A 21,634-nucleotide genomic window follows, 5' to 3' on the forward strand; every position below is an offset into this window, starting at 1 on the left:
TCAAACATCATTTTATTGATGGCCCTTCTGGAGTTAAGTTGTAGCCCTTATTGCTGGTAAAGTACTGTCTATTTTTAATGTTGCTGAATAGAGTAAGCATCCTGTAACCCCACCTATAATTGCAGAAAGCCAAATATTTTTTTCATTTATAAACCCTAGAAATCCCCCAACTGCTGCACCACCGACAGTACAATTAAGCTGTGAGCTTTTTGAGGAACCATGAATTAAGTAGTGCGCTATGTGCTGGCAGTTGTTTGAAATGAGGCAATATCGAGTATCTCCACCAAAAACCTCTTCCAACCTTGAAGTTAAAGTTTCAACATCAAGGTTTTCTGTATGAATAATGTTCACATTTTGTTTATTTGCAAACTCATCGTAATTTATAATATTAACACCCGTCTCAGGTACAGTGTGAACTACTTTACCTTGTCCTAAATAAACACTTGTGTGTTCAAAGATCCCTTTCTTACGTAATAGTAAAGATCCAATTTTTAAGTTAATATGCATATAAATCCTATGTGTATGCGTTTAAAGTATATATAAGTTAAAAGTATATGGGTACAGTGTAAAGGCTTTCTATGAATAATTTACAAACAACATACTCAGCAGTGTTTGGCGCGATTGTCGCTAGTAAAAGAAAAATCCAAGAAAAAGAGCAATCTGAGATTGCTAATGTTTTGGGAATATCTCAAGCATCCTACAGCCGTCTTGAGAGTGGTAAGTCGAGGATGAGTACAGATCAAATCTTTCTTGTTTCTCAGGCATTGGGGGAAACAGTGAGTAACTTAATGATTGAAACTGAATCTTATATTATTCGACTTAAAGATAAAGGTTATAACGTCACTCCTCAGTTAAGAGGAGTTGATAACTCTGGTGCAGGTAAGGTAGTAGCAGGTGCGGCTTTAGGCGCATTACTGATTAGCTTATTATCTAATAGGTAATAAGCTAATAAATAAAATAACTCTAGGCTGCTCATTAATTGTTTATTTAGGTGTACTGTAACTACGTAACAATAAAGATTCTACCCAACCGCCAACTTCGCCGTCTCATGCCACAAATATGCTGGCATGGGATGTTTTAACTTCCATGTAATATTTATCGGCTGACTGCCTTCATATTTAATAAAATCTACAGGACCAAAATTAACAAAGCCCATGGTTCTGCCATTTTCATCCTTGCCTTGCTCACGTACAAATAACAAGAAAGTTTTCTTGGTTTCTTTTTGCGTGATATAACCTAAGCCTCGGCCTGACTCTGGACATGCGCTGTTTTGGGTTTGCCAGTGAAATAAGGTTGGGCTAATGGCGTAGTCGTGATACATGGTGGTGGCGGAAAACTGCTTTTCACATTTGTTTAAGGTAACAAATAATAGTTCAGTATTGGCATCACTAATATTTAACACCCCTTCACGGCTTGATGATTTTTTAGTAAAGCTACTATCACCAAAGGCGACCAGAATATGCTCTTTTGGGTAACGTACATGCATGTTAAGAGGTGATGAATCAACGACTGTGTTGTTAACTTTTGGCATAACAAATTCATTAACATCTAATCGTTCAATCAGCATTGAGATAACCTCACTTAGCTCTTGCTGTAATCTTTCATTTTTTAGCGCCGCAAGGCTTGTTGCTAAGTCTTTAAAACCTAATTGTTTACCTGTGTTGTCCCAAAAATCGTAATGACACATTAGCGCAAACTGTTGCTGGTGTGCGCGAAAATTAGCAGCGAGATTAGCCAGTGAAAAGTTGTTATCGCAAAGCGCTTTTACAAAGCGTAAATAAGTAAGGGAAGTGCAGTTCATTAAGCGATTATTAATAGCGCGATAATAGGCGGCGTAAAGCGCTTTATCATCTGGCGCTATTTCGTTGTCTTTGCTTTGGCTTATACCTTTGCTATTACCTTTGTGCATACTGGCGGCAACGAGTACTGACCAGCCACCGACTTTGCCCACTTTAACCTTGTAGATATCTTCTAGGGTGATGCTGTCGTTTAGGTGCAAAAAATTAGTCAGGGTTAACGGTAAATTAGTCGCATGCTGAAAGCTGATGATTAAGGCGATTAACTTGTTTTTGTTTATTGTTGTTTGGTTAATGTTTTTTAAGATCATCGCTTGCGTTTTTTCTTGCAACTCAATACGACAACCTAACGGCAAATTTGGGAAACCTTGCTTTACTTCTTTGGCAATGGTTTGGTTTGTTTTACCGACTAAGGCTCTAAACTTATGTGAAAAGTCGTATTCTGGTCGTGAATTACCTACAAAATCTAAAATGGTACAGCATTCTTTATCGTTAGTTAATCTAAGACCACGGCCAAGCTGTTGAAGGAATATGGTTAAGCTTTCGGTAGGGCGTAAAAATAGCAGGGTGTCTAGCTCTGGAATATCGACACCTTCATTAAATATATCAACAACAAATAATACATTTATCTGTTTTGATTTTAGTTGTTGTTGCATTACTTCACGGTCTTTAGCGTTATCGCTAGTTAATACACCACAGGCAATATTATGCAGGGTGAATTTTTGCGCCATAAATTTTGCGTGCTCTTTACTGACACAAAAGGCGAGGGCGCGCATGTGTGAAATATCAGTAACCACTTCTTGCAGGCTTTGCAGAATGCGCAAAACGCGTTGATCGTTATAGGTATAAAGGTGAGTTAACTCAGCAATATCATAACGGCCTTTAGACCACGAAATTTTAGTTAAGTCGGTATCATCATCTATAGCAAAGTATTGAAATGGTGAAAGGTGGCGTTGATTTATCGCTTCAGGTAAACGTATTTCTGCGGCAATAACGTTACAAAAATCCTGAAGAATATCACTGCCATCGTGTCGCTCAGGTGTTGCGGTTAAGCCTAAGAGTATTTTGGGAATAAAGTGCTTTAAAATACTGCGGTAACTACTCGCTGAAATATGGTGTACTTCATCAATTACAATGTAATCAAAGTAATCTTCACTTAACGATAACTCGCTTGTTTGGCTGTTAAGTTGATTATTTAATGATTGAATAGAAGCAAAGAGCTGCTGATATTTGCTTGGCTTGTTATTGCCCACCCATAACTCACCAAAGGTGCTGTTTTTTAGTACGCCTCGATAGGCGCCAAGGGCTTGTTTTAGTATTTCTTCTCTGTGGGCAATAAACAAAAACTTGGCTTCGGGATTTTTATTATAAAAACGTGCAAAGTCAAAAGCCGAGATAATGGTTTTACCTGTGCCTGTTGCGGCAACCACTAAGTTTCGGTAGCGATTATGTAAAGTGCGCTCTACCTGTAATTTTTCTAGTATGGTTTGCTGGTGCGAGTGCGGCTTTATATCAAAATAGAAACTTGGCGTTGAAGGGTTAACACTGCTTCTGGCTTCTTGTAAGGCATTGCTTAATTTTTCACGACTTTGTGCTTTACCGTCAAAGTGTTCAAAGTCTGGTGATTGCCAGTAAGTTTCGAAGGTACTGAGCGACTTTTCAATAATATGCGGTATTTCTTGTGAGGTAATTTTAAGATTCCACTCTAAGCCGCTAGTTAAGGCAGAGTGCGATAAATTAGATGAGCCAATATAACCAGTATGAAAGCCAGTATTACGCATAAATAAATACGATTTTGCATGCAGGCGTTCACGATTGGTGTTGTAGCTAAGCTTTACTTCGGTATTTGGCAGTGTTGCTAAAAACTCTACCGCTTTGGCATCCGTTGCGCCCATGTAAGAGGTGGTGATTACTTTTAATTGTTTACCGCTACGGGTGAAAGCCTCTAATTCCTTTTTGAATATGCGAATACCAGCCCATTTTATAAAGGATACTAGCCAGTAGATTTTATCAGAAGATTGGATCTCTCTTTTTATTTCAGTTTCTAGTGAAACACCGACATTGCTGCCACAAAATAGCTCACTTTGTGTAAGCCCAGTAATAGGCATAATTGCGTCAACGTACTTAGGCAAGTCAGCAGCAATAGGGTTGGCTTTGTCAAAGAGTGCGGTAAGGATTTTACCTTGGCTATCAATTAAGTTTTCACTGATTAATTGTTCATCTTTTATATGGGTACTAAGCCATTGAACTATGGTGTTGGCTAGGTTTATTTGATCATGAATTCTAGATTCGCCATTGGGCACTGAGTCCATGGCAATTTCAATAAGTCGGGTTAAAAAACGTGATAGCCAAGTAGCTGCTTCACCCGCTTCTAATGAACGTTCACCAACATGAAAGGTTTCTCTATCTAAGTTTTGCTCAACTAACTGGGTAATTAGCTGCTCGTAGATACCCGTTGTGTTCATGAAAATCCTTTTTATTATGAAAGTTTGTTAACAAAGATAGTATCTTAAAATACATGTGAGATGAATTAGTATTTTCCTTTTAAAAATATATAATTAAGAGGATTTTTTTGATAAATTTTTGCTAACATGAACACGATAACTATTGTTAAGTGCCAATAGTAAATTTTAAAAGGAGTTAATATGACAGTAAACAACAGTGAACCCCCTTTAAGCACGGTCAACGAAGTACAAAAAAATAATATTGAACAGCATCCTTATAAAAGGCTAATTACTATTGCTTCTATAGTATTTGCTGCTTGGGGAGGTATTTCTGTAGCAGGGCACTTCATTGGTTATAGTTTTTTGCAGGGAAGAATTGCAGGCCATGGCTTAGGTGAACATGAACTTACCTTAAGTAGCTTTGAAAGTATCATGCAAGCCGGTTATGCAACAAAGGCAATATTTGATGAGCTTTCGGTAAGTGTTATCAGTTTTTTTGAAATGGGCATATTGGGTTTTATTATTACAGCATTGGGGTTAGGTGGGCTACTTAAAATTTTTTTGTGGAACCCGAATGAAGCGCAAAGTAAAAGTAGAGTGAGGCATATTTTATCAACAAAATTGACAGTTTTACCTAAAAGGGTAAAGGAAATATTAATTTACCCAACAGTGTCACTTTTTGGTTTGATTTTTTTAATGATTTTAAGTTTGATAATACTAAATGCATTGTGGGCAAATCTTACCCTTTCATATGCAACTGGCTTTAGAGCAGGTAAAGCCGATATTGCCATTAAACAATGTGTGGGTGTATCAACATTAAAAAAGAAAGACGGATATGTTGCAAGCTGTAGTCATTTCTATGACGCAAATAAGCGGCTTTATATTGGTAGAATTATCCATAGAAATAAAGAAATGACTTTACTGCAAACTAACTCAGAGAGTGTTTTATTTGATAAAAATAGAAATGTTATCGTCTGTTCTGCCATTTTAGATTTGGCGTTAGATAAGCAAGTAATAAACAAATGCACCGGTGAGTAATTATTGGGTTTTGTGAGCGCTTAGCTCAAAGGTAACTTGTACCTTTTAATCGTTCAATATTATTCTTAAAGAGACACGTAACCAAATAATTATAAAAGCTTATTTAAGTTTTTCTACTATAGTGCGATAATGATTTTAAGTAGTAATTATTAATGTAATTAGAATGGAATCATCCTTTAAAGACTCGGTTAATGAATGTAAGCAAGGCTCATATAAAGTACACATGAACTCTGAACAAGCATACACCAAGGAGGAAATACCTCCTAAACCAGAGTTAACCCAATCAGAGCTGATTGCTCAATGGCGTCTTAATCTCCAGCAATTATTAAAAGATCTTGGTTTCTCATCTTCTGAAAATAATCTTGGTAATGAAATAAACGGCTTAACACCTGATATCAAAGAGAAGTTTGGGTATTTAAATAAAACAGATAATTTACTTAAGGAACATGATGACTTTACATTGTCTGATGCTGGTTTTGAAAAGTATAAATCAGCTAATTTAGCCGTTGTTCGTTACTTGACTCAGCTTCACCAAGAAAAAAAATCTAAAGAAGAAGGTGATAAAAACGTAAAGTTTTATTTTCTCTCTCGGGCCAAACATATTAAACAGCAAGAAAATACTACCCCTTGGTTATTTGCATTTTTTCATCTAGTACTTCTTATTATTACAACATTAGCGCTTATCATTGGCGGTGTTGTAGTTGCAGTATTAAGCCAAATGAATGGCATAGTGCTGTTGTTATTGGCTGCAGTCTTATTGACTACTTTTGGCATAGTAAAAGACAAAGTTAGAAATTATAAAATAAGTGCATTAACCCCTATTCGATTTATAACGAGTCTCCTCAGTATTTGTTCATTAACAATCTTACTTTATGCAGTGATCTTTATTGCGATTCCTGTTTTTATAACTTGGGAATTTAAGCCGGTTTGGCGTGACGATGTGCTGATGATTGGTTTGGGTATTTTCGCTTTTATTATATTAGGACATTCTGCCCAAACTAATGAAGAAGTAGCGACAATACCAAATGCAGAGACTACATAGTAATGCTACGTTTAATCATTATATTATTACTGTGTTTTTATAGTTTATCAGCCAGTGCTGCAGGCATTGATATAGTCAAAGCATGTGAAGAGCGAGATGAACAGAAAAAAGCATTGCTCAGTAAAATGTCGACCTCAATAACCGAAGCCTTTCTTGCAGGGCAGTGTACTGGTTATCAGCAAACTTATTATAGAAGTTCTTATAATGCACACGCTTTTGAAGAGCTACCTGTGGCTTGCGCTGAATTTGTTGAGCAAAAAGAAGCACTACTCCCTCTTAATATGAGTACAACCCTAAAAGAAGCAATGTATTCTGGCATGTGTATTGGTGCAATATATAAGGTTGCAGAAGCTTGTGATGTTAATAAACAGTATATTCAATACCTTTTTATTGCCAAGGGAATGAAGAATATGAATGTGACTCTAGCTCTAACTTATGTTGCTACAGCGTTAAATTGTCACTAAGGGATTCTGATGGCGAAAAAAGGTAATAGCATTGCTGCAATTGCATCAAGAGCATTAGGGATTGAACAAAAACTTCTTCCTGAGCGTTTACGTAATAGGCTCAATTATTATGTTAAAGATGAAAACTTAAAAGAACAGCTTTTAGATGAAGCTGATAGTTATTCTGAAGCTGATAAGTACACACCTCGACCTGTTCGATCAGGAAATAAAAACTTCATCCGAAACTTAGTCATTCTTGATACCTTGTTTGAGGATAAAAAACAGGTAACAAAGTGGTTAAATGGGGCGAAGATCCCTCAAGATAGGCTAGAACAACACTTTGCAGAGTGGCGTGCTAAAAAAATGCTTTATCAGGCATTAGAGTCTCGGCTGCCGGAGTTAGATGCATTTTTATCTAAAGGCAATATTGACTGGGTAAAAGATGAAATACCTTATCCGTTTAGTACTGGTGAATTTACCTCTGTTGAATTAATTGCCAATGTTATTACTGCTGACAACAACCCTTCACAGTATGATAGCGCGATTAAAGCGGTTATAACTAATCAATTTGCTGAGTTGGGTAAGATACTAGAACAGGCTTCTGCTGAATTTATTAATGGTGAAGGGCAGTGGTTAAACCTTCTTTATCAAGCAAAACGCAAAGAATACGAAGAATTCCATTCGCTCCTAAATAAATATTAATTTATTTTCAATAAACTCTTTTTTGTGAAATTCACAGTTTGATACTTGCTCCTGAAGTCACCGCATAGTGTGGTGATGAACAGGAGTACAATATGTATCATTTAATTTTGCTTTATTTACTTAATGCTAAGCACTTAAGTCCCGCAGATAAAGCTATAAAACATCAACTAATGCCTCAGTTCTTCTCTGCCAATGAAGTAGCTAAGAGAGGAAATAATGCTTAAGCCTTTAGGAAAGTTGCTTATTAGCATAGAGCCTCCCTGTGAGAAAAATGGCTATGTTATTTGCTCAAGTAAAATACTCCCTAACGCTGTGCTAACAAAAAGTTCGGAAGTTCTTAATCAATTACAAGCCGGTATGCACCCGCAGCTTTTGGGGGCAAAAAAGATTCGTTGTTTACCAAATCTTTATCGTATGCGTATCAGCCACAGCCATCGCATGTTAATAGGGATTAAAGATGAATATTGGACATCTTTAGGAATTTATACACGCAAAAGCTTTACCACATTTTTAAATCGTCGAAGGCGTTAGTCATGTGACTGCGCAACTTTCAATTTAATAAAATTAAGGAAAACAAAATGAGTAAAAACATCAAACCTAAAGACAATGCAGCTAATCAACAAAACGCTAATAAAGGAACTTCAGGTACTAATCGTCAATACGATCAGGCTCAAGGTAACCGTAGCAAGCAAATTCAGCAGCAAAACAAGAAACAATCATAAACAATAACTAATAGAAAAAGTGCTCATAAGAAGTATGAGCACTTAACTTTTTTAAACCAATTTGCCAAAGCTATAGATAGTTTGAAGTATTATAAAAGGAAAACAAAATGAGTTTACAAGCAAGAATAAAAAACATCGTAGAGCATATATCAGCAGGAATGCATGAGCGTGAGGAAATAATTTCACTTGCCTTGCTAGGTGCTTTATCAAATCAAAATACGTTTCTTTATGGTCCTCCTGGTACAGCGAAAAGTTTAATTTCACGCCGTATTTCGTGTGCTTTTGAATCACCAACGTATTTTGAATATTTGATGAACCGCTTTAGTACTCCTGAAGAGTTGTTTGGCCCTGTATCTATTAAGGCACTAAAAGAAGGCCGCTACACAAGAAAGACAGATAAATACCTACCTAAAGCTGAATTTGCCTTTCTTGATGAAATTTGGAAATCAAGTCCAGCTATTTTAAATACCTTGTTAACAATGATTAATGAGAAAACCTTTAAAAACGGTGATGAGGTTGAACACACACCACTGAAGGCATTAATTGCTGCATCAAATGAGACACCTCCAGAAAACCAAGGTTTGGATGCTTTGTATGATCGCTTCATTGTACGTTTGATGGTAGGTCCAATAAGCAGAAAAGATAACTTTGAAGCATTAATTAATGGAAGCCCTACAAATGCAGACATTAACTTACCTAACAAGTTACTTGTGACTGCAAATGAGTGGCAGAGTTGGGGCAAGAAGATTAACTCCGTCAGTTTATCGAATGAAACGCTATTAATTATTCACTCTATTCGTAAAGTACTTTCTGAACAATTTGAAGAGCTTGGTGTGTATGTTTCAGATCGCCGTTGGCAAAAAGCGGCTCAGTTACTCAAAGCCTCTGCTTTTTTTAATGAACGAAAAGAAACCAATCATAGTGATGCATTATTATTAAGTCATTGTATTTGGACGAGTGAAGAAAACCGTGAGTCTGTAATTGATATTGTTCATGGAAGTATCAAAGGTGTTGGTTTTACTTCTGATATTAGCTTAGCTGATTTAGATAAAGAAAAGGACACGCTTGATAAAGAAATTAATAAGGAGCTCTTTTACAAAAGTGATGTCTATAAAACAGAAAAAATAGGTAATAAAAAATATTTTAAAGCCGTTATAAATTTTGAATATAAAGAGAGTTGGAATAGAAAAACTGCAAAGCGTACTTTATATATCCCAATAGCAGAAATGAAAAGTAAAAATGCATTTAAACCTACTGATGCAAATGGGAATGAGTTAAATGATTATGACTGTAGCTTTGACGGACAGGGAACTTGTTTGATTAAAGCTGAAAATTTTGAAAACTATTATGATTCAGAGGCTAATTTTACCCCCAAGGTACAATTTTATAAGGGAGATAAAAAAGAAGGTATTAATCTAAGGCTTATTGACTCGTTAAAAGGCTCTGTCGTTGAAGTCCGAGAAAAATTAATGGCTACCTTAGAAGTTTGCCAAGTAAAAAATGATACCTATAAAGCTCAGTTAGAGTCACCTTTTGTTAATGTAGAACAACTAAAAGTTCCTTTACTTGGCGTAGAAAAACAACTGAAAGATATAGATGTGAGAATTAAAGATTGCCAACGTTTAGAGGCGCTTTGCTGTGAATAATATCAAAAAAGAAGCTAAGGCTATGATGGCTGAGATTGAAGATAAGTATCAATCTCTATTCGCAGCGAGCCCAGTAACTAGGTCTCAAGTAGACGAAGATATTATAAATTGGCAAAAGAGTACTCAACGACATTTTGATGTTGAGTATCCTTACTATGAGGATGAGCAGTTATATTTATCAATACTTGATAGTACCTCTGAGCTAGCAAACATTAAGCAGCAAATAGGTAACTATAAGGTTTTGTGTTTTAGGTCAAAAACTCGATTTAACAAGTTTTGGGAGCAAGAGCTCGCGAAGCTAGTCTCAACTGTTGAAGTTGATGCATTAACAGAAGAGATGAAACGAGATCTACAAAGCACACATAGTTTGCTTCGAAATGAATGGAGAAAATTGTTAGATAAACTGCGAACTCAGTGGGAGCTAGAGCAGGTTAGTAAGTTGCGAGAAAGGTTCCTAAAAGAGTTGTTTGAAAAGTTAAATGCACTGTTGGAACTGTTACAGGCGGTAGAAACTTTAGGGCTTGAACCAGGAGCATTTTTTGATTTATCGAGTGGTAGTTTATCACTTCATGATATAGGGCCCATAAAGCGTTGGTTGGAATATTTAAAAAATGACCAAGGTGTGAAAGACTTACTAGAAATGATGGGGCGTATTAACCAAGCTAAGCAAAGTGAAAAAATTGAAATAGTACAGAAATTAGTTTGTGAAAAGATTCCCGTACCTGATATCAATTCAAAAGAAGAAATTGTGGGTATACGATTAGGCAAAGATATCGAACATGCCTTGCCTAGTGAATTGGCTTTAATGGCTGATCCAGAAACTTCTTTGCTGTTTGACTTAAAGTATATTGAGTCTGGGCTTCTGTGTTTTGATATGGAAGGAATCCAGCACATTGATAATGAGTACGAAGTAGAAGTTGAACACTCAGTAACTGAAGGTGACAACAAAGGTCCTATGATTATATGTGTAGATACAAGTGGCTCAATGCAAGGAGCACCGGAAACGATTGCCAAAGCTATTACCATGTTAATGGTTTTAAAAGCTAAGCAAGATAACAGGGCGTGTTATTTAATAAATTTTTCTACAAATATTGAAACATTAGATTTATCTTCTGGCTTTGCGTTAGATAATTTGATTAGTTTTTTACAGAAATCATTTCATGGTGGTACCGATGTAGCTCCGGCTATTGAGCAAGGTGTCTCTGTGATGGAAACTGATGAATATGAAAATGCCGATATGTTGATTATTTCTGATTTTATTATGGCGGGGTTGCCAACTCCACTCTTAAATAAAATTGAAAAGCTTAGAGAGGGTGGTAATAAGTTTAACTCTCTTGTTGTTGATTCATGTTTTATGGAACACAGGCTAAAGACAATATTTGACCACGAGTGGGTGTACGATCCAGATACAAGCCAGGTGGTTGAGTTGTTAGGTTTTGAAAGGAAAATGCTAAATTAGCTTGTGGTAGGGTCTCTGGAATATCTGAGACCCTACCACAGATCAAATGAAGACCTTTGCACGCCTAAAAGCTGTGTTAAGTTAACTATCAATCGCTCACCCGTATAATAAACTTACAACCACCCAACGATGATGACTCAACCGAGCATTGGCCTTGGTGTAAATCTATAATGCGTTTTACAATGGCTAGCCCTAAACCAAAGCCGCCATCTTTTTTATTTCGGCTTTTGTTTATGCGGGCAAAGGGTTCAAATATATGGGCTTGATTTTCGGTTGCTATGCCGCAGCCGTCATCACTTACCGTTATCATCAGTTGTTGAGCTTCTATCGAGGCGGCTATTACGACTTGACCTTTAGCGTAACGCACAGCGTTGGTAATTAAGTTTTGGCAAGCTCGTTCTATTAATGAGCCGTGGCAATGAAAATATAAATCTTGCTCTACCGTTAGTGTTAATTTTTTGCTGGTGGCCCGTTGATGTTTATCAACCTGGTTAAACAGTAGTTCACTGATGTTGACGTTTGATTTGTCTAACCCTTGGCTAATGCTTTCAATACGGGCATATCCTAGCATTTCGTCAATGAGGTTTTCCATTTCTTGCACGTCTTTATTAATGTCGATGAGTTGTTCAGCGTCAATGTTGTTCATCATGGCTAATGAAAACCTTAGCCTTGACAATGGCGTTCTTAATTCATGTGATACCGCATTAACTAGTTGTTGCTGTTCGGCAATTAAGCGTGTGATCCGACTTGCCATATCAATAAAGGTTTGTACAACAATAGCCGTGGGAGAGCCAATATTCACTTTTTGTGAAACTTCTAAATCACCTAGGGTAATTTTTTCAGCCATGTTTTTTAATCGTAATAGGTCGGTCCAAATAGGGCGTGACCACAAGGCTAAAAAGGCGGCTAGCAATAAATATGAAACACTTAAAATAATATATTTTAAGTAAGGTTGCTCATTTACTGGTGGGGCCAGTGGTCCTAATTGATACACCAGTTGCTCGGTTGTTGACTTAACATAGATAACCCATTGTTCTTGGTGGTTGTAGGTAACAAGTGGTTCACCTTGTTGTAATAACATTTGTTGATCAGGTAACCAAGAAATATCACTTTCAGCAAAAAAATTGAGAGTAATGCCTGTTTGTTGTTCAAATAAGGCTATTTTTTTCTCGTTTGCTTGAATTAATCCCGGTAGTGATTTTGCCAGTGCTAGGGTATGGGTAAGCTCTGCTGGAATATATTGTGCTGGCTGCCTTGGCTGCTCGGGTGAAACGCTGGCGCTGTTTACTTGTTGGCTAAGGTATTGCCATAACGTTTCTGAAATCCAATTAATGGTTAACAAGCCCAGCACTACAGCAAGGTACAAACTAATAAATAATCTTAGCATCGGTGGTTATTCGTCCCAGGCCGTGGTGCTAAATAAATAGCCTTTGCCCCAAACGGTAATGATTTTATAAGGTGACTTGGTATTATCGCCTAGCTTTTTTCTTAAGCGTGATATGCGCACGTCTACACTTCGGTCTAAACCGTCGTATTCTCGCCCGATCATTTGTTGATGAATATAATCTCGACTTTGGGGTTCTCCGGCGTTAGCGGCAAGTAACCACAGTAATTCATATTCATGACTGGTCAGTTCAATGTGCTTATTGGCTAAAAATACTTGTCGAGAGGCTTTGTCTATGCGCAATTTACCAATCACTATTTCGTTCATTTCTTGTTGCTTATTTGCGCTGACTCGGCGTAAAACCATGTGAATTCGCGCTAAAAGCACGTGAGGTTCAACGGGCTTAATTATATAATCGTCGGCACCAATTTCTAAGCCAGATACATGATCAAAGTCGCTGTCTTTTGCGGTTAAAAAAATAATGGGCTTGCTATATTGATGACGTATTTTTCGACAAATACTAAAGCCGTCCATTTTCGGTAACATGATGTCTAAAATGACTAAGTCGGGCTGTTTACTGAGAATAAAGTCTGCCGCTTTCTCGCCACTATTAAGTACTGTTACCTTAAAATTATTCTGCTGTAGAAACTGTTGAATTAAGGCTGATAAGCGAAAATCGTCTTCAACTAATAAAATATGCTGCATTAAAATAGGCTCCAATCTGCGCGTAGCCTACGTCGATACTTTTGCGAGGTACTTGCGGCGATGGCGACTTGTTGCTGCGCATAAATGGTTTGGTTGTCTCCTTGCAAGGTAAACTTCATGTTTTCACTGAGACTAACCGGAATTTTTTTACTGGCTTTTTGCGTGGCGGCCCAACAATGCAGTTTTTCGCTATTTTGATATAAACAAGCGTCAATAGGCTGGTTTGAATGCCAATCAATTTTCACGGTGATATGGCACACATCGCCATTTTTTTTAACAAAACATGCAAGAGGCGTAAGTGATAGTTCAACCTGATCAGCCGATTCACTGTTAAGTGGGGCACTGTCGCTTTTTGGAATAAATGCTAAGCTTACCACGCATAATAACAACCATGCTTTAGTAGACATAAACCACACCTAAAAATATTGTTTTAATGAGGTTGTTTTTTACTAGCGGGCTGTTACTGATTGCTTTAGGTAAATGCTCAGCGCGTGCGGTAAAGGTTAAGCGCCAATTATTATTTATTTTGTACACGGTATTGAGTTTTATATAAGGATTGATTGCGGATTTACCTTGATAATAATTGCTCTTGTTTTTTGTATCTTTTTTGCCAATACCGTAATAGTAGTCAACTTGTTGTTGGCTTAACCAATTTAAACCTGTGGTTATTTTCCATTGTGTTTGGGGTAAGTCAAAAGCGCTAAAACGGTGGTTATATTCTACTTTACCATTGAAGCCGTTATAAGTGCTGTTTATATCATGTAACAATCGCATCACTAGTGTACTTTGTGCTGAAACATACCAATTAACTTGCATTCCGGCATCAACTGCCCATTTGCGCTGTGCTACATCGTCTAATTCGATTTTTGATATGGTGTTGTCTTGTGTAATCGTTTCGCTGTCGCTTGGGGTGCTTATGCTGCTAGACTCAAGCGGCACAAAAACATTGCTAGGGTGCCAGCGGCTAAAAAAGGTGTTTTCGCGGTTGATTAAGCCAACAGCACTGACAGTAAACTTGTCTGTTTCGTGAAAACTATAGCCTAGCGCATTGTTTTCAAAGAAGATGTTTTCACCATAAAAGCTGATTTTGGGAATCAGTACTAACGGAATATTACTGCTGCCATGTAAAGGGTTAGTTAATATGCCGGCACCAACAGCTAACGAAAACTCCCACTCATTCACGGGGGCGCATTGGTCATTGCTTGCTTCGCACTGAGCAAAGCTGAGTTGGCTAGCAAAAATAAGTAATAGTAGTAAGTATTTCAAAGCGGTATTCTGTCATGATTTTTCTATAATTTAACACCGAATGAGGCTGAGATCACTTACGATTACATCTAATTACATTTGATATCATTTAACAACAGACTTTTATCCTAATAGGTTTATTGTTATAAAAACCCAATAAACACAAAACGCATGGAGAATAACAATGTTTTATAAAAAAAGGTTAACAGTGGCTTTATTTAGTGGCTTGTTAATCACAGTAACGGGCTGTGGCGGTAGTGATAAGCCAGTGATTGAAGTGCCAACTGAGCCACCAGAGTTAAATGAATTAACCGTTGCAATAACACCGTTATCAGCTAATACCCAAACCACATTTGCACAACATATAAAAAATGGTATTTATTTACGTAGTAGTGAAACGTATACCGTTAATACCCAGTTGGAGCTTACCAGCACTGCTGATTCTTCATCAGAGGCAAGCTCTAGCAGTAGTGACAGTAAATTTTCAAGTACTACCACACAAGAGCAAGGCGTAGATGAAGCAGATAGAATAAAGTATGACGGTAACTATTTATTTATTGCTAACAATAATTATTACCCTTATAACATCGCCTCTAGCGTGCCAGAAGGCAGTGCTGAAAAATCTTCAGCGTCATTATCACCAGCCATGCAAGCTACTAGTACTATTCGTGTGATGCAAAGAGCTGACACCGGTGAAATATCCCCGTTAAGTGAAGTGAGTGTTGAGCTTGACTCAAATAATATTGATGGCTTGTATCTTAACAATGACATTTTAACCGTACTTTCTACGTCGCAGCAAAATTACAGTATTTATTCAAGTCAGTTAGTGTCTGACCCACTAGCGTATGTAGAGCCTACCTTTAACATTTCATTTGTTGATGTTAGTACACCTGAAATTTCTAAGGTCACTAATAGCTTTCAGTTTGATGGCAGTATTGTGAATAGCCGAAGAGTTGGTGATGTTTTATATATTGTTAGTCGTTACCAGTCACATATTGATGGCCTGACTTATGCGACCACCGATGAAGAAAAAATTGCCAACTATGTACGGATAAATAATACCGATGTTGCCGATTTACTGCCTAAGTATCAAGGCAAAGATGGTGTTGAGCAAAGCTTAGTGGGCGAACAACAATGTTTGTTAGCCGAAAATGCCACCGATAAAGATGGTTTTGACACCATAATGACGTTAACCGCTATCAATATTAACAATCTCCAACAATTAAGTTCAGTGTGTATAAACACCACTACCGATGGGTTGTATGCGACCGAAAAGTCTATTTATGTGTACGGCACTCATTATGATTATAGTATGGTAGACAGCGTTGAAACCAATACCGAAACGTCAATTATTCATAAGTTTTCTATTGATGATATGACCATAGCGTATGTTAATTCGGCCACTTTAGCTGGACGCTTTAATTGGAGGTTGTCGAACTTACGTTTTAGCGAGCAAGACAATTATTTACGGGTAGTAACCACCGAAGGTAACAGAAGAGTAGGGTATGAACACAAGCTTAATGTACTACTTGAAGCAGACAATAAACTCACGTTAGTTAAGCAATTACCTAATGCGGTTAACACCACTCCTATTGGTAAAGTAAGCGGTGATGGCTTGGTTTATGAAGATATTGAATCCGTACGTTTTTTCAAAGACAATGCCTATATTGTGACCTTTTTAAGAACCGATCCCTTGTACGTGATTGATTTAAGCGATAACAATAACCCCAAAATAGCCGGCGCATTAGAAATTCCGGGCTATTCAGCGTATTTGCACCCTATATCAGACAGTTTATTGCTTGGGGTAGGGCAAAATATTGATGAAAACGGTGTTGTTTTTATTGATGAGTCAACAACGACTGATGATAACAGTGAAACTTCTACCGTAGACCCAATTATAGAAGGTGCCAAAGTGTCGTTGTTTGACGTAAGCGATATCAGTGCCCCCCGTGAAATTCACTCAATTGTTTATGAAAATGGTTATACGCCAGTTGAGTATGACTATAAAGCGTTAAGCCATGTTACCACGCAAAATGGTACGCATAGGTTCGCTTTACCAATTGAACGCTGGCAAAGTACTACAACAACTGATGGTAAAAATACCTTTATGGTATGGCAGCAAGAAAACTTTTTATCGTTATTAGAAGTGACAAACAGCAGTGCTAACGCTGAATTAATGCACATTGGTAATATTATGGCAAAAGGCGAAAGTAAAGACTCTGGTGGATATTCAAGTTGGGATGATCGCTCGGTGATACATGATGACGATGTTTATTATATTCATGGTAATCAAGTATGGCGCAGCTATTGGCCAACCCCAGAACAAGTTACAGGGCCATTTTAATCGCTATTGTGTTAATCCCTCACTGCTGACAGTGAGGGATTAAAAGTTAAGCAGCTTACAATTGTTATAGCAACATGCGTTTATTGCTATTGCTCCAGGTATTTAATTTTATACACTACAGTAAACAGCACAGGTACAACAATTAAGGTCAGTACTGTTGCAAAACCTAACCCAAACATAATGGTGACAGCCATTGATTCAAAAAACACGTCAAACAGCAAGGGTATCATGCCTAAAATTGTGGTAATTGCTGCCATCGATACTGGTCTTACTCTGCTCACTGCAGAATCAAACACAGCCTGATACGGCGCTTTGCCCTCGTTAAGCTCTTGGTTTATTTGATCAACCAAAACAATACCATTTTTAATTAACATACCAGATAAGCTTAATAATCCGAGTAAGGCCATAAAACTAAAGGCCGAGTTCATCATCAATAAGCCAAAGGTCACGCCAATAATAGCCAAAGGTACGGTTGCCCAAATAATAAAAGGGATTTTAATTGAGTTAAACAACAGTACGGTAATAGCAAACATCACTAGATATCCTAACGGTAAACCACCAAACAATGCGGCTTGTGCATCACCTGATGATTCATACTCACCCCCCCAAGCAAATGAATAGCCTTGCGGTAATTCAATGGCTTCAATGGGCGCTCGTACTCTATTAAATAGGCTTGCTGCGGTTTCATTACCTAAAATATCATGATCCGCCATGATGGTAATGGTACGCTTTCTATCACGCCTCATAATCAAAGAGTCTTCCCAATCGGTTTTAAAGCCGTTAACAACTTGTGTTAGCGGCACATGTTTATTTGAGATTGAGCTATAGACTTGTAGTTCAGGTAGGCTGTCTATATTTAATCGCTCTTCATTTGGAGCGCGGGCAATAATAGGGAGTAATTTTGTACCTTCTCGGTACGTACCAACTTGCTTTCCTGAAAAGTTGGTTAACAGTAACTCATCAATATCGCTTTTACTTATCCCTAAACGTCTACCCATAGCTTCATTAAATTGTGGACGAATCACCTTGGTGCGTTCGCGCCAGTCATTGCGGATGTTAAACGCTTTTCCATCATTTTTTAATATGGTAGAGGCTTGTAAGGCAAGTGATCTAAGTACATCGGGATCGGGCCCTGAAAATCTTGCTTCAATTTTAGCATCTGTTGTTGGGCCTATTTCCATGGCTTTTATTTTAAATTGCGCTTGAGGGAAATTATTAGTCACATGATGGCGTAAATTACGCATAACTTCGGTTAATGCGTCTCTATTTTCAACCCGTATTATCAGTTGACCATAGGCTGCATAAGATTTTTCAGGTGCGTAGGTTAGCATAAACCTTGGCGCGCCTCGCCCAGTGGTAGAGGTCATTTGTGTAACTTTGTTTTGCGTGAGTAAATACGCTTGTATCGACTCAAGATCTTTTTGCGTTTCTCTAATATCTGAGCCTTGAAAGCGCCAATAATCTAGATAAAACATCGGCGTATTTGATTTTGGAAAAAACGACTGCTTGACCTGCGCAAAACCTATGATAGAGACGACAAATAATGCAACCATCATTAATAACGTGATAGCTCTATGTTGCATACATAGGTTCAATAGGGCTTTATAACCGGTAAAAATAGCCCCTTGATAAGGTGACGTTTCATTGTCAGTTACCTTGCTCACCTTTGTTTCTTTAAACATTAGGTTGGCAAAAAATGGCGTTAACGTGATTGCAGTTATCCAACTTAATAATAATGAAATAAGCAACACCCAAAATAGACTGCCGGCAAATTCACCAGTGGCATCTGATGACAAACCAATAGGAGCAAAGGCTGTAATTCCTATTACGGTTGCACCTAATAACGGTAAGCTGGTTTGTGAGATTATCGCTAACGATGCTTGTAATTTAGTTTGTCCTTTTTTCATGCCAATTAAAATGCCTTCTGTAACGACAATGGCATTATCAACTAACATCCCCAAGGCAATGATTAACGCCCCAAGAGAAACCCGTTGCAGGTCTATATGAAACATGTTCATGAAAATAAAAGTACCTAAAACGGTAAGCAACAACACACTACCAATTAAAATACCTGTTTTTACGCCCATAAAAATCAGTAAAACGGCGATCACAATAGCAACAGCTTCTAGTAAACTCACCATAAAGCTTTGCATTGATTTATCTACTTCTTCTGGTTGGTTATAGATGTTAGTTAACTCTAATCCGATAGGGCGGAAACTCTCCAATTCATTAATACGTTGTTCAATGCGCTTACCTATTTCTACCACGTTCACACCTGATGAAAAAGAGATACCCACTAACAATGCTTGTTTGTTGTTGTAGTTAGTGATGTGTTGAGGAACTTCAGCGTAATTGCGGCTAATAGTTGCAACATCGCCTAAGTACACTAACTCGGAGCTGCCGGGGCTTGATATAATTAATCGCTCTAATTCTTTTACGGTTTGAAATTCGCCCGTAGGATGCAAACGGATATATTCACTACCAATTTTTACTCGACCAGAGTTAGACACTTGATTTTGTGTTTGTAATAATTGATATATTCTACCGGGGGGAATACCTAAGGCAGACAGTTTATTGCGGGTAATTTCAACGACGATTTGTTCTTGCTGTTCACCGGTTACATTAACTTTACCTACCCCTTTAATTAATACTAACTCACGTCTTAAATAGTCTGAGTAATCCTTTAATTCTTCATAGGAATAGCCATCGCCACTAATGGCCAGTAATACTCCGAAGACATCACCAAAATCATCAATGACGTTTGGCGGGTAAACGCCGGCTGGGAGCCTAGGGGTTAAATCATTAATTTTTCGTCTTAATTCATCCCAAATTTGCTTTAAATCGTCTTTACGGTAGTTTGATTTCATCTCGACCACAATTTGAGAAAAACCAGCGCTTGAAATTGACTTAACAAATTTTACGTAAGGGAGTTGTTGTATTGCATTCTCTAGCGGATAACTGACTTCTTCTTCAACTTGAACTGGTGAGGCGCCAGGGTAGACAGTGGTGACCATGGCCATTTTCAAGGTAAACTGAGGATCTTCCAACCGGCCTAAATCATTATAAGCGACTAGCCCGCCCACCAATAATATGAGTGCGAACATCCAACTTGTAACGCTATTTTTTATAGCGTATTCAGTAATTTTCATTTACAGCCCCTTTTCTCTGTTCCAAGGGCGAACTTGCATGCCTTCGGTTAAGTAGTGGCTACCAGCAGCAACAATTTGATCACCGACGGATAATCCTGAAAGTATCTCAATACCAGTGCTTTTCACTTCTCCTACTTCAACTTCTACTTTTGTCACTTTCATGGTGCTTGGCTCAACTTTCCAAATAAACTTTCTATTATTTGCTAGTGGCTGATCTTCAGCTGAAAAAACCGCGCTTATTGGTAAAATATATTGTTGTAAGTTTAGATCTATGATTTTTGACAGATCAATGCGAATGTTAGCAGACATACCGGGAAGGGCATTAAAGCCTTGCGGTGTAGGTAAAGAGAAGACAACTTTGTAGGTAAGGGTTGAAGGATCTGCTTGGGTATCCCATTCTTTCAGGCTGACTAAAAATTCTTGTTCTGGATGAGAATCAAAAATAACGGTTGGCTGATACTGGTTGTTTTTATTAATACGCGAAATAAGGTTTTCAGGTATTTGCATAGAAATATCAATAATATCGCGTGTCTGTAAGTGAATTATGGCTTGTTTAGCTTGTATATGGTCAAACTTTTCAACAAAAACTTGCGATACATCGCCTGAAAAAGGAGCCCGAAGGTAAGTGTATTCTACATTGCTTTTAGCGACATTTAGTGAAGATAAAGCAACCCCTAAATTGGCTTCGGCCTCATCAAAAGCCGATTGAGGTGCCAATTTACGCTCTAACAATAATTGTGCTTGATCAAATTTAGATTTAGCTAAATTGTAGCGTGCTTTTCTATCATCAAGCTGCAATAAAAAATCACTTGGGTCTAAACGAGCTAATACATCGCCTTTGGTTACTGTCATGCCCGGCTTTATTTTAACATCAATAATTTGACCACTAACCCTAAATGCAAGTTTAGAATCTGCGTTGGCTTCGACTTCTGCTGGAAAATTACGTATTGCTTGTTTGGCTGCATCAACCACGGTAACTATTTTTGCGGGACGTACCAATGGCTGAGTGGGTGTTGATGTTGCATTATCACAACCTGACACTAATAAAATAGAGAAAAATGCGGTGAAAAATGTAGCTTTATGTGCTTGGAAAAGCATATGAACCTCTAATGTAAGCTAATGAAATATTTTTTTGATTATTAATTATACCCTGTGGTGTACAATAACAATACTTATATAAACTAATTAACTTGTTAAATATATTTTATATAGTTGTCCTATAGGACGGAAAGTGAAAAACCAATGTAGGGCGGACTTTATTCCGACAATAAGCTTAGTCCGACAAAAAAGCGGGCAATGAATTACCCCCTACAAGGAGCAATCCATGTCGGACGGAAAGTAAAAACCAATGTAGGGCGGACTTTAGTCCGACAAACCGCGGGCAATGAATTACCCCCTACAAAGGGCAAACTAATGTTGGGCGGAAAGTGAAAAACCAATGTAGGGCGGAATTTATTCCGACAAGAAAGCGGGCAATGAATTCCCCCCTACAAAGGGCAATCCATGTCGGGCGGA

At 37.8% G+C, this 21,634-nt stretch carries 19 protein-coding genes; 11 read left to right on the forward strand and 8 right to left on the reverse strand.

The genetic code is table 11. The annotated features are described in order from the left end of the window. Positions 1-33 precede the first annotated feature (33 nt). Positions 34-507, reverse strand: coding sequence for a C40 family peptidase (locus tag ABXG98_RS16210; protein WP_353539744.1), 474 nt, complete (start codon positions 505-507; stop codon positions 34-36). A gap of 71 nt (positions 508-578) precedes the next feature. On the opposite strand from ABXG98_RS16210, the gene ABXG98_RS16215 reads away from it, so the two are divergent. Then, on the forward strand, positions 579-941 hold the full coding sequence (locus tag ABXG98_RS16215; protein ID WP_353539745.1) for a helix-turn-helix domain-containing protein: 363 nt from the start codon (positions 579-581) through the stop codon (positions 939-941). 80 nt (positions 942-1,021) lie between these two features. On the opposite strand, the gene ABXG98_RS16220 is transcribed toward ABXG98_RS16215, so the two are convergent. After that, positions 1,022-4,261: a DUF3427 domain-containing protein gene (locus ABXG98_RS16220; protein ID WP_353539746.1), complete on the reverse strand. Its 3,240-nt coding sequence runs from the start codon at positions 4,259-4,261 to the stop codon at positions 1,022-1,024. Positions 4,262-4,441: 180 nt separating this feature from the next. Here ABXG98_RS16220 and ABXG98_RS16225 point away from each other — a divergent pair, with 180 nt between their 5' ends. The 9 genes from ABXG98_RS16225 to ABXG98_RS16265 all read left to right on the forward strand — a co-directional run bounded on the left by ABXG98_RS16225 (position 4,442) and on the right by ABXG98_RS16265 (position 11,292). Continuing rightward, positions 4,442-5,278 (forward strand): hypothetical protein, encoded by an 837-nt coding sequence (locus tag ABXG98_RS16225; protein WP_353539747.1) that lies wholly within the window; start codon positions 4,442-4,444, stop codon positions 5,276-5,278. A 163-nt stretch (positions 5,279-5,441) separates the two neighbouring features. Next, on the forward strand, positions 5,442-6,320 hold the full coding sequence (locus tag ABXG98_RS16230; protein ID WP_353539748.1) for a hypothetical protein: 879 nt from the start codon (positions 5,442-5,444) through the stop codon (positions 6,318-6,320). A gap of 2 nt (positions 6,321-6,322) precedes the next feature. Beyond that, positions 6,323-6,784, forward strand: a complete 462-nt coding sequence (locus ABXG98_RS16235) for a hypothetical protein (protein ID WP_353539749.1) — start codon at positions 6,323-6,325, stop codon at positions 6,782-6,784. A gap of 9 nt (positions 6,785-6,793) precedes the next feature. Continuing rightward, entirely contained in the window at positions 6,794-7,465 is a 672-nt protein-coding gene (locus ABXG98_RS16240) for a hypothetical protein (RefSeq protein ID WP_353539750.1), read from the forward strand. A 92-nt stretch (positions 7,466-7,557) separates the two neighbouring features. Further along, positions 7,558-7,689 (forward strand): hypothetical protein, encoded by a 132-nt coding sequence (locus ABXG98_RS16245; protein ID WP_353539751.1) that lies wholly within the window; start codon positions 7,558-7,560, stop codon positions 7,687-7,689. Continuing rightward, positions 7,682-7,996, forward strand: a complete 315-nt coding sequence (locus ABXG98_RS16250; protein WP_353539752.1) for a ParE family toxin-like protein — start codon at positions 7,682-7,684, stop codon at positions 7,994-7,996. Before ABXG98_RS16245 ends, ABXG98_RS16250 begins: the two co-directional genes overlap by 8 nt. 47 nt (positions 7,997-8,043) lie before the next feature. Continuing rightward, complete coding sequence (locus ABXG98_RS16255; RefSeq protein ID WP_353539753.1) at positions 8,044-8,187, forward strand: hypothetical protein; 144 nt, start codon at positions 8,044-8,046, stop codon at positions 8,185-8,187. Positions 8,188-8,294: 107 nt separating this feature from the next. After that, positions 8,295-9,833, forward strand: a complete 1,539-nt coding sequence (locus tag ABXG98_RS16260) for an AAA family ATPase (protein ID WP_353539754.1) — start codon at positions 8,295-8,297, stop codon at positions 9,831-9,833. Next, positions 9,826-11,292, forward strand: coding sequence for a VWA domain-containing protein (locus ABXG98_RS16265; protein WP_353539755.1), 1,467 nt, complete (start codon positions 9,826-9,828; stop codon positions 11,290-11,292). Before ABXG98_RS16260 ends, ABXG98_RS16265 begins: the two co-directional genes overlap by 8 nt. A gap of 88 nt (positions 11,293-11,380) precedes the next feature. Here the strand turns inward: ABXG98_RS16265 and ABXG98_RS16270 are convergent, their stop codons facing one another. Genes ABXG98_RS16270 through ABXG98_RS16285 form a run of 4 tightly spaced genes read right to left on the reverse strand, consistent with a single transcriptional unit; the run spans position 11,381 to position 14,647 of the window. Beyond that, on the reverse strand, positions 11,381-12,679 hold the full coding sequence (locus ABXG98_RS16270; RefSeq protein WP_353539756.1) for an ATP-binding protein: 1,299 nt from the start codon (positions 12,677-12,679) through the stop codon (positions 11,381-11,383). Positions 12,680-12,685: 6 nt separating this feature from the next. Continuing rightward, complete coding sequence (locus ABXG98_RS16275) at positions 12,686-13,381, reverse strand: response regulator (RefSeq protein WP_353539757.1); 696 nt, start codon at positions 13,379-13,381, stop codon at positions 12,686-12,688. Continuing rightward, positions 13,381-13,788 carry a DUF3019 domain-containing protein gene (locus ABXG98_RS16280; protein ID WP_353539758.1) on the reverse strand — a complete coding sequence of 136 codons (408 nt, stop codon included), beginning with the start codon at positions 13,786-13,788 and terminating at the stop codon, positions 13,381-13,383. Before ABXG98_RS16280 ends, ABXG98_RS16275 begins: the two co-directional genes overlap by 1 nt. Beyond that, entirely contained in the window at positions 13,778-14,647 is an 870-nt protein-coding gene (locus ABXG98_RS16285) for a MipA/OmpV family protein (RefSeq protein ID WP_353539759.1), read from the reverse strand. Before ABXG98_RS16285 ends, ABXG98_RS16280 begins: the two co-directional genes overlap by 11 nt. 163 nt (positions 14,648-14,810) lie before the next feature. Here ABXG98_RS16285 and ABXG98_RS16290 point away from each other — a divergent pair, with 163 nt between their 5' ends. Next, positions 14,811-16,970, forward strand: a complete 2,160-nt coding sequence (locus ABXG98_RS16290) for a beta-propeller domain-containing protein (protein WP_353539760.1) — start codon at positions 14,811-14,813, stop codon at positions 16,968-16,970. Between the two features lie 86 nt (positions 16,971-17,056). Here ABXG98_RS16290 and ABXG98_RS16295 read toward each other — a convergent pair whose 3' ends face one another. Both ABXG98_RS16295 and ABXG98_RS16300 read right to left on the reverse strand, forming a co-directional pair. Continuing rightward, positions 17,057-20,119 (reverse strand): efflux RND transporter permease subunit, encoded by a 3,063-nt coding sequence (locus ABXG98_RS16295; protein ID WP_353539761.1) that lies wholly within the window; start codon positions 20,117-20,119, stop codon positions 17,057-17,059. Continuing rightward, positions 20,120-21,217: an efflux RND transporter periplasmic adaptor subunit gene (locus tag ABXG98_RS16300; RefSeq protein ID WP_353539762.1), complete on the reverse strand. Its 1,098-nt coding sequence runs from the start codon at positions 21,215-21,217 to the stop codon at positions 20,120-20,122. It abuts the gene before it with no gap. Between the last annotated feature and the right edge of the window lie 417 nt (positions 21,218-21,634).

Source organism: Colwellia sp. KU-HH00111, assembly GCF_040362745.1.
Taxonomy (GTDB): domain Bacteria; phylum Pseudomonadota; class Gammaproteobacteria; order Enterobacterales; family Alteromonadaceae; genus Colwellia.